The sequence below is a fragment of the Xenorhabdus griffiniae genome (genome assembly GCF_001028135.1).
Classification (GTDB): domain Bacteria; phylum Pseudomonadota; class Gammaproteobacteria; order Enterobacterales; family Enterobacteriaceae; genus Xenorhabdus; species Xenorhabdus bakwenae.
In genome coordinates, this window is record NZ_LDNM01000181.1 from 1 (window position 1) to 790 (window position 790).

2 protein-coding genes are annotated in these 790 nt (G+C 37.3%); both read right to left on the bottom strand.

All coding sequences use genetic code 11. From position 1 onward, the window contains the following. Positions 1-26: 26 nt before the first annotated feature. Complete coding sequence (locus AAY47_RS19525) at positions 27-329, bottom strand: hypothetical protein (RefSeq protein WP_047772035.1); 303 nt, start codon at positions 327-329, stop codon at positions 27-29. 8 nt (positions 330-337) lie between these two features. Further along, positions 338-790: hypothetical protein (locus AAY47_RS19530; RefSeq protein ID WP_047772036.1), on the bottom strand; the 453-nt coding region annotated here is incomplete at its 5' end.

Genomic DNA, 790 nt, shown 5'->3' on the forward strand with positions numbered 1-790 from the left:
CTTAAAGTTATAAAGGAGCGGCTATGTCATTTCAACTCATCATAAAAGTCGAGCATCGCGTTATATTCTGGTGGTATATGACTTAGATTATTCAATAAATCTTTTTCTTCATCACGCCACCAATATTCTTTATATTCAGCTGGTTGTTTAAATTCATATATAGATATAACACCAAGCAGCCCACAAGGAGAGTCTGCCATGAAGTCCCAGCCATCTTTTTCGGCACAGTACATGTCTGCTTCTTCGTCATACCATATGTTGAATCCCTTCTTATCTAAAACATTAAATACAGTATTTGTTACATTAGAATACTCTGATAATACTGGCATATTTTCTCCTATCTTATAATTTTGATAGCGTCATGAGGAATTTCACCTTTAAATAAACCTTCCACTGCTCTTTTGGCATCTTTTCTATTTTGTAGTGAACCTTTTGAATTAACTGCTTGCATAACATTTTTATGAGGAATATACGTTGTTCCATTTTTCGTTGCTTTCTTCAAATCAATTTGCGCTAACCCACTACCAGAAGAAAATCTTTTCGTTGCAGCCTGCTCTTCAGCAACCGAAATAAACCCTGTATTTTTTCCATCAACATGTTCTACGATTGATCCCCCCTGCCCTTTAGGCTGTATACTTAATCCTGCATCATATCTAATTCTGTCATCAATACTTAATTCTCGATACACATACTGACATTTCTTGGAGTTTAGTCCTAAAGGATCTACCCAACCCGTGGGATTATGCACATAAGAATACGGGTTAACCCCCCCTGCCAGCCCCAGCGGATC

What these genes read in the sequence shown, in the direction of transcription:
- AAY47_RS19525 (WP_047772035.1), bottom strand. Translation starts at nt 329, where the DNA reads ATGCCAGTATTATCAGAGTATTCTAATGTAACAAATACTGTATTTAAT.